The sequence below is a fragment of the Vibrio sp. 10N.222.54.A3 genome, assembly GCF_041474095.1.
In the GTDB taxonomy this organism is placed as follows: Bacteria; Pseudomonadota; Gammaproteobacteria; order Enterobacterales; family Vibrionaceae; genus Vibrio; species Vibrio crassostreae_C.
On the sequence record NZ_JBFRTN010000156.1, the window covers coordinates 1 to 8,625 of the forward strand.

General features: G+C 42.8%; 5 protein-coding genes and 1 pseudogene. 2 read left to right on the forward strand and 4 right to left on the reverse strand.

All coding sequences use genetic code 11. The annotated features are described in order from the left end of the window. Window positions 1–129: 129 nt before the first annotated feature. Window positions 130–1,293, reverse strand: coding sequence for a dipeptidase (locus AB4507_RS22345; protein WP_017029485.1), 1,164 nt, complete (start codon window positions 1,291–1,293; stop codon window positions 130–132). Between the two features lie 338 nt (window positions 1,294–1,631). Further along, complete coding sequence (locus AB4507_RS22350; protein ID WP_017062426.1) at window positions 1,632–3,185, reverse strand: amidohydrolase family protein; 1,554 nt, start codon at window positions 3,183–3,185, stop codon at window positions 1,632–1,634. A gap of 282 nt (window positions 3,186–3,467) precedes the next feature. Between AB4507_RS22350 and AB4507_RS22355 the strand changes: the two genes are divergently transcribed. Next, the gene (locus AB4507_RS22355; protein ID WP_017062424.1) at window positions 3,468–4,310 is read left to right on the forward strand and encodes a hypothetical protein; all 843 of its coding nucleotides are present in this window, start codon (window positions 3,468–3,470) and stop codon (window positions 4,308–4,310) included. A gap of 774 nt (window positions 4,311–5,084) precedes the next feature. Here AB4507_RS22355 and AB4507_RS22360 read toward each other — a convergent pair. Then, window positions 5,085–6,335 (reverse strand): annotated as a pseudogene (locus AB4507_RS22360) (lipase family alpha/beta hydrolase). A gap of 159 nt (window positions 6,336–6,494) precedes the next feature. Then, a complete protein-coding gene (locus AB4507_RS22365) occupies window positions 6,495–7,757 on the reverse strand; it encodes an amidohydrolase family protein (protein ID WP_372128335.1) in 1,263 nt (420 codons plus the stop codon). Between the two features lie 302 nt (window positions 7,758–8,059). On the opposite strand from AB4507_RS22365, the gene AB4507_RS22370 reads away from it, so the two are divergent. Beyond that, window positions 8,060–8,548: a hypothetical protein gene (locus AB4507_RS22370; protein ID WP_372183428.1), complete on the forward strand. Its 489-nt coding sequence runs from the start codon at window positions 8,060–8,062 to the stop codon at window positions 8,546–8,548. The last annotated feature ends 77 nt before the right edge of the window (window positions 8,549–8,625 follow it).

Genomic DNA, 8,625 nt, shown 5'->3' on the forward strand with positions numbered 1-8,625 from the left:
ACCTCAGGTCGCACGGACAATAACAAGTTAGGAGCAGTCATAAACTGCAGTCTCATTCGAAGCGATTAAAAAAGCACTTCTAAACGAGATGTTAGAAGTGCTAATTATTGAGTAAATTTAATAAACTTCTTATACCCAGACTTGATCAAATACTCGGTACATGTTGCCACCTAAGAACTTGCTGCAGTCTTCTTCTGAGTATCCATTTTCAAGCATGGTATCAATTAGAGCTGCAACAATTTGATATGGTGCTGGGGTAGGAAACCCTTTTGCTCCTACAGCGGCACTATAGCCACCATCAGGGAATACGTTCTGCCCCATTGGTGTTTGAATAATAGACGCTGTAAAATTGATGTTCGGGATATAGTCTGAACCGAAGCCAACGTGGTCTATACCGACTAAGTTGACCATATAATCAATATGTCGAAATAATTGTTCAGTCGTCAATATATCTGGGTTAGATGTATCCATAAAGGCAGCCACCATATTTATTGAGCAAACCCCACCGGTTGCCGCAACACCTTTAATCACAGCGTCAGAAAGGCTTCTCTGATAATCGGCAATGGCTTTCGCACCTGAATGCGAAGAAATGACAGGTTGGCTACTGCGTTCAATCGCATCTAAGGAGGTTCGTTCGCCAGTATGGCTTACATCAACAGGCATACCGTATCGGTTATAAGCGTCGACAAGTTTTTTTCCATATTCAGTTAGACCACGGTTCTCAATTTCGAAGCAGCCATCACCCACATCATTACGTTGATTATATGCCAATAAACAGTAACCATAGCCCATCTCACGCCATAGTCCTACGCGATCAACATCACCACCAAATATTTGAGTACCTTGGTGAGTGAAGTAAATACCCAATTTGTTTTGTTTTACCGCTTCATCAATATCTTTGGTAGTGCGGATCATCATATAGTCGTCTGGGCGTTCTTTCATTTTGCTTAGGTAGAACTGAGCGCCTTTCATAATGCCTTCAACCGAGGCATCTAACGAGTCTGCGGAAGGACATGCTGCTAGTACCTTGAATCCAGCGGCTTTGCACTTGTCCATTTCATCATGGAATTCTGGTGCTTCAGGTGAAGACCATTGAGAGGGCCAAAGACCGGAAAAAAGGCTGTCAATAGCCATAGAATCTCGAACAATTTTTTTTGCACGTTCAGATGCAGGATATTTGTGTGTTCGTTGAGGGATTTTTGAATAATCTTTTATTTCAAATTCTGGTAATTTTGGTGCACCTGACTTTGTCGCTTTATCATTACTTGGTTCGATTTCAGATTTGTTGTCCATATTTGAAATTTTCCTTAACAGTGTTAGCTTCTATAAAATATAAATATGTTGGAAGTTTGGAAGTAAAGATAGGTACGGATTTATATCAAACGGAGTGTTAAGCCCTTTGTACGCACCTTTTTATGCACCTTTTTTATAAATAAACTACGCCCAATGACATGATAAAAACGTGATTTATGTCGAATATTTTTGGCAAATCTATCTAAATGTTACCTCAATTAGAAAATTCATTTAAAAGTATTATATGTGACACTTTAAGAAATTATCGAAGAGGTGAGATAAAAAAGCGATACCTGAGTATCGCTTTCTATAGTCTGATTTATCATTGATTAGGTGAATTAACGTCGAATGGCTTCGCCTGCTTTAACGTCTGTATCTAGTTGTGTGTTGTTGACAACGATTTTGCCGTTAACCAATAACCAATGTACGCCTACGGCTGGGTGGTTAGGATCTTGGTAGGTGCCCACATCAGCGATAGTTTCTGGGTCGAATACCACGATATCTGCGTCCATATTAGTTTGGATTCGTCCTTTATTTTTCATTTGAGGGACAAAATCTTCTATTAATTGAGCTGGCATCAGTGTCATTTTACGTAGTGCTTCCGTCATCGTTAACAAGCCGCGCTCACGAACATAGACTCTGAGTACTTTAGCAAAGGTGCCATTTGATCTAGGATGAGAGAATAGATCTTTTGGTAATGGCCACTCGTCACCTGCATAATTTTCAATGTGGCCGTCTTCGTCCATATGCATCCAGAACATTTCGTCAGATTCAATCAACACATTAGGATTTAGAATCGAAGCGTCTAATAGAGCAAGATCTTTAGGGTTTTGCTCGTCTAGGAAGTGCCAGACAATAAAGGTACCAGGTTTATTTTCTTGGTAGTCTTTCAACTGTTCTTCTGTCATACGTTCTTTACCTAGCTGAAAGTTTTCAGCGGTTGAACCCATACGTTCCCGCCAGCCTTCACCAGAAAACATGGCTGCGCCAACGACAGTACTTGCTGCGCCCCAAGGGTAAGCGCCCACAGTAACATTGATTCCTTGTTCTTGAGCCTTATTGACCATAGGTAAGATGGTTTCGATATCTTTTAATGAAGTACTGTTAATATGACAAAAGTGCATATGAGCGCCAGTGATAGCGGCATTGCCCACTAATTCTTTAACGGCTTCAAACGAGCTTTGTGGCTCGGCATTGCTGGCATAGCGAACGTGAGTATAGGTTGCTACGTCTCTTTCTGCGGCTAATTCAGCCAATGCATAATATTCTTTTTGACCATGGCCCGGTGCATAGCCAGCGTTAATCCCGATACCTAGGCCACCTTCATCAAGGCCTTGCTCAATCAGCTTGATGATTTTACTTTCTTGCTCAGGTGTTGCTATATCCATCTTCCAATCATTACGTGATTGAGCTTTTTGGAAATAGCCAACGGTCGCTTCGGGTTCCGTCTCACTAAATGTAGCAATACGAGCGTAAGTCCAACCAGCTGCTGCACCATAGTTTAATGGTAAGCCTTTTTCAGCTTGTCCTGCATACCAGTCACTGATAGGTAGAACACCAGATTCGAGTTCCAGCATAGTGGTAACGCCTTGCATCGCCTGCATTCTGTAGTCACCAATGTTTTGACCATGAGCGTGGACGTCGATGAATCCAGGGGCAACAACTTTACCTGTAGCGTCAATAGTTTTATCCCCAGAAATACTATCGGTCGTTATTGCTGTGATCTTATTATCTTTGATCCCGACATTAGCAACAGAATCGAAATTTGTTTCAGGGTCGATAACTCTGCCGTTCAAAATTACAACATCATAATTAGCGGCGATAACAAGTGGTGACATAAGGCCAAAGCCGACGATCGTAGCCTTTTTAATGAATGATTCTAGTGGTTTCATAATTTTATCCCGTGTGTGTGAGATGAACTATAAGTGTTACGTGTCAAAAATCTTAGACCAATAATTTCACGCTATCTACCTGATCCTCATCTTTGCTCATTGATAAGACAAATCTAACGTGACAAGAGAAAGTGACTCAAAAACAATCACTTTTACGCTCATCTCACCCACAGCTATTGACTTTGCCGCTCCAGAGCTGCCCTTCTCTATAAAGGCAACTTTGACAAAATAATCCTTCATAGCTAAACGTTTATGTACCAACGTTTTCGTCAGGGAAAAAAAATGCCAAACCTTAAATTACGAAGTTTAAGCGCGATATTCTTCTTTGCTGTCACTCTTCCCATCGTAGTGTTAGCCGACGAGGGGCAAGATGTAGAGGAGGTAGCTAAAGAGCTAGCCAACCCAAACACAACGCTTGGCTCGATGTCCTTTAACTTGGATTGGACGAACTATCAAGGCGACTTAAATTCAGCGAACAGTCAGAACGGGTATCGCTTGAGCTTTCAACCTGTTCTCCCTGTGCCAATTGCAGAGCGAACCAACTTATTTATCAGACCAAATATACCTTTAATATTTGACCAACCCTATTACAAGGGCGATAGATTTGAAAATTCAGACGCAGGTCTCGGTGATATCGGCTTTGATGTGGCCGTTGGTCATACCTTTGAGAGCGGCATGATTGTCGTGGGGGGGATAGTGGGTACACTGCCCACCGCAACAAGCGATGAACTGGGTAACGATCAATTCTTACTCGGTCCAGAGTTTGCCTTAGCCTACGTACAAAGCTGGGGGGTTATCGGGGCGTTAATTACCCATCAATGGAACGCTGGCGGAAGCAATGACGCCGACGCGAGTATTACTGGTGGACAGTACTTCTATACCGCGAATCTAGACGATGGATGGCAAATTCAAGCGCAACCAACTTGGAGCTATAATCACGAAGCGAGCAGTGGAAATAAATTGTCATTCCCTATTGGTATTGGGTTCGCTAAGACGACTCTCATTGGTGGCAAACCCATCAAGTTTGGTCTTCAATACTGGAACTACATTGAAAGCCCTGACGCGTTTGGGATAGAGCATCAACTTCGACTGGTCATCACACCTGTTGTTGCTCTTCCTTGGTGATAACAGGTCGCAGGATAAAATTAGACATAAAAAAACCGCAGCGAACTGCTGCGGTCTTAAATTTGGCGGTGAGTGAGGAATCCGACTTATTTATTTAAGATGCTGATATATATCCATAAAAAAACTCGCAAAGAGAGCGGTAATACTTATGGTAATACTTTTAACCAAGTGTCAAATTCATAAGTTACTGCATAAATTTTTAGGCTAAGGCAACTATACTTTATCCTAACATACTTAACCTGCTTACAACCGCCAGCTAGTAATTCAGTCTATTTCAACATAAGTATAATAGCTTCTTCAACGGCATCAGTTAGGTATTTCCAACGGTGCTGCAATAGCCATGCAGGCTAAGACCCCCGATACACGGTTACTCACTTTAATCCCTTTCCGCACAGAATCTCTGAGCCTTAAGAAGGTTCTGGGCAAATCCGTGTTAGTCCTACTAAAAATCCCCTCCTAGCCTCCCCTTAATCAGTATCTACAATCCATTGTGGTTCGTAGAAAGGGGAGGAACTGAATACAGATCGTTACATGTGCAGTTACACATTCAGCGCTAAAGAAGGTTCTCCCCCTCGGTCGTCAATCTAGAGGGGGGATAAACTTAATTGGAGGGGGAGTTAGAGGGGGTGGGTGTTCGAAATCAGCCCGAACGCACAGGATATCAATGCTCTCAATTCAGAAAAACATTACGCTTCACCCAAAAGATTGGAATGCCTAAGCGTTCCAATTTTAATATCTGATTTACCTACGCCGCCTAGTGCACCGAATCATAAATCAATGTGCTTCTTCAGCTCTTAACCAAAACTCGGACAGGTCTTCAAAAAGGTCATCGTTATCTAAGATGCTCAAATGGGTTTCGTTGTAGCCGAGGATTTGTGACGCGTGGAGTTGGGCTGGGCGCGACAATTGGCTTGATAAATTGATCACACTATCGTTGCTGTTGGTATTAAATAGGTCGCCCGAGTTATAACCAAAGGCTAAAAAGTGGGGAATGTGAATCTTACTGCTGTCAATTAATAAGTCAGCGATAAATTTCCCGTCTGGATTTAAATCAACCCATGCCGGCATTACTACGGGAGAGTACTCGACCCCTTGTTTAGCAGACTCGACACCACTAAACGGCGAAGATATGGTGGCTACGCTGCTTACAAAATCGCATAGCTGCCCAATACGGCACTAGCGAAGACTGTTGGTGGCGACAAGCCCTCCCATACTATGTGCCACAACATGTAATTGTTGGATTTTGTATTCCGTTAACACCGTGTGCATGAGGTTATTCAGGCCTTTGGAGTTCAAAGCCAGAGACAAGCCTGAAGGATAGTTAAAGACCCAGATCTGATATTTAGATTGGTCGACTTTTTCAATCAGTGGGGCAAAATTTAACGCAGTGGCGTTGATGCCATGCACAAACAAGATCGGGATTTTGTTTGGGTCGAACTCTGACAGAAAGTAGAGCCCAGCGTTATCTTCGAGCAAAAAGGTCAGCGGCTGCCACATGCCGAGTTTGCCATTTTTTCTGTCAAAAGGTGGAGCTTCCAAGCTCACGACTGTGCCTATGTCGATCAAATCCAATTCGATTTTTAACAGTGAAGATAGTGAACGATCAACAAACGCTCTTGGGGCTTCACTCTCATTAACCGTTAGTGAGACTTCTATTGTTGGTCTGTCTTGGTGATCACGTAGGTTGATTACACTGAAAGCTTCATCGGCTTGTAGGGTAAGATCTTGATTCTTATCTTCAAAGATAAGTAGATAGTGGATGTTATTTGATACATGTAAGTGAATACTGTCACTGTCGATGATGCCATCGTAGCCATCAACCTCGCTTTTGTTGATGTCTTTGATTTGTTCAATCACCACGGCAGAACCGGAGGCTGGTTGATTCAAGGTAATCATGTATTGATTGGTAATGGAGTCGATAGCTTCTATCTCATTAGATAGGTTTCTAAAGTTACCGCACCCTGACAGCAGTGAACTGAGTAATAGCACTGTGCTGATTAGGCGTGCAGTAAGTAATAGCTTCATTCTAATTTCATCCTTAAATAAACTCGTTCCATCATTGAATCAATAGTCTGTGCTTAATAGTAGCAATAAAACAACGCTTAACAAAAAGGCAGGCAAGCGACGAAAAAGTTCGCTTGCCTGCCTTTGAGTTTTAGGTACTCAGTGAGTGAGTATTGAACGCTAAAGCGTGTTTTTATACACTTTGCCGTCTTTCATGATCAGTTTCTGTGTATCGGTGTTAGCAACACATGCCACGCCTTCTAGTGGGTTACCGTCGATGATCAGTAGGTCGGCATACGCGCCTGCAACGATTTGGCCTAGCTTGCCTTGCTGGTAAGGGTGTTGGTAAGTCGACATCTCGAATAAACGCCCACAGTTTGATGTCGCCATGCGAAGTGCCGTGATGGTATCGAATACTTGCTCAATCGCACCCAGTTCATTCAATTGTGTCGCATGCACGTTGGTTTCACCCACACAGTCAGTACCAAAAGCAATGTTCTGAATATCGTATTTCTTAATCAGTTCTGCTGATTTGAACATGGCTTTGCCTACGCGTTCTGTCTTGCGGTATGTCTCTTCGTTTGGTAACGGGATCTTACGCTCTGCAATCAATGAAGAGGTAAAGTAAGAAGGAATCACCCAAATGCCTTTCTCTTTAATGATCTCTGCAATATCGTCGTCCATGATGGTCGCATGTTCGAAAGACATCACGCCCGCTTCTGCCGCTCGGCGCATTGCATCGGAAGTGTGAATGTGCGCAGCAACATAAGTACCGTAATCTGAAGCGGCTTGTACCGCAGCTTTCATCTCGTCAGACGTAAATTGCAATGTGTCTAGCGGGTCAAAAGTTGATGATGCACCGCCACCAGCCATGATCTTGATTTGTGACGCGCCCATAAACAGTTGTTCACGTACCGCTTTCAATACTTCTGAACGGCCATCTGCCACTTTCATTGCGCCAAGCTTCATCATTGGCGAGTCTTCGTGCCCATTAGCCAAACGCTCTTGTGCTTGGTTTTGGCGGTAATCTGAGTGACCGCTGGTTTGTGAAATTGCCGCCATTGAAGGGAGAATTCGTGGGCCAGTTGCGTAGCCGTTATCGATACTTTTCTTAAGACCAAGCGTGTTACCTGCTACGTCACGAATGGTGGTAAAGCCGCGCATCAGCATCTCTTCTGAAATCTTTGCTGAGCGAATCGCTACTTCTTCACGTGTCATAGTATCAATCACATTGAAAGGCGCAGATAGCGTGATATGAACGTGGGCATCAATCAAGCCAGGCATTACTGTGCCACCTTGAGCATCAATAATTTCATCGGCTAACGTAGCGTCAACCTCACCAATTTGAGTGATCAAGTTGTCTTCAATAAGAATAGATACGTTCTCGATTAGGTTGTTATCAACACCGTTAAATACGTTCGCGTTAGTGATTAGCTTTTTCATAGTCTGCACCTTTTGGAAATGAGTGTGTGTCGCTGATGGAGCCATCATAGGCGGTGCAGTATTTTTAAAATTGCCATTTGGTGACAAGCAGTGACGAGACTTATCTTTTCGCACTTTTCTATATTTTTGAGTTTTGCTGTATAGAGGAAAGAGAATTATTGATACAGAAAATGATCAACCAATAAAGATTAACAATTTTGAATGGAAAGGGGATGATGTCACCAAATGGTAAGTTTTGTTCTGATTCGAACGCTAAGATGTATTTCAAATCGAGGCTACTTATCAAATTAAAGAGAGACAACATGACTAATTCAGACAAAGTTTACGGATTCAATACACCACAACGTCTATTCGTAGGTTACACGTTAGCTGTGCTGGTGGACCTAGTGGTTCTTAACTTCTTTGATGAGTACTGGGACTTTGTGAATATCGAGTCTTTCACTATCTCTTTGATAGCGGCATTGTTGCTTCAGCTACTATTGAAGCTTTCTATTGGCTTAGAACATAAGATTGCTGAGCACTTTAAAAGCAAGCCGGGTACTGCACCTAAGGTTTACCGAGCGATTACCACTTACATTATCTTGGTGGGCTCGAAGTTTGTCATGCTAGAAGCGATTAACTTATTGTTCGGTGACAAGGTGAGCTTTACAGGTCCTTGGAACGGTGTTGTTGCTTTCTTTGCTGTGGTATTTACGATTCTAATTGCTGAAGTGATTGTGTCGAAAATCTACTTTGCTCTTGATGACAAACAAGATTCACATGTGAAAGCGCTTAAAGAGACCAACGCGTAACAGAACTAAAATACAGATGTGAATAACAGACGAGCCAGCTGAATAAGCTGGCTCGTTTTCGTTGTGCGCCGAGCATG

Excerpts from the sequence above, each read along its gene's own strand:
- AB4507_RS22345 (WP_017029485.1), bottom strand. The coding sequence starts at position 1,293 with ATGGACAACAAATCTGAAATCGAACCAAGTAATGATAAAGCGACAAAG.
- AB4507_RS22350 (WP_017062426.1), bottom strand. The coding sequence starts at position 3,185 with ATGAAACCACTAGAATCATTCATTAAAAAGGCTACGATCGTCGGCTTT.
- AB4507_RS22355 (WP_017062424.1), top strand. The coding sequence starts at position 3,468 with ATGCCAAACCTTAAATTACGAAGTTTAAGCGCGATATTCTTCTTTGCT.
- AB4507_RS22365 (WP_372128335.1), bottom strand. The coding sequence starts at position 7,757 with ATGAAAAAGCTAATCACTAACGCGAACGTATTTAACGGTGTTGATAAC.
- AB4507_RS22370 (WP_372183428.1), top strand. The coding sequence starts at position 8,060 with ATGACTAATTCAGACAAAGTTTACGGATTCAATACACCACAACGTCTA.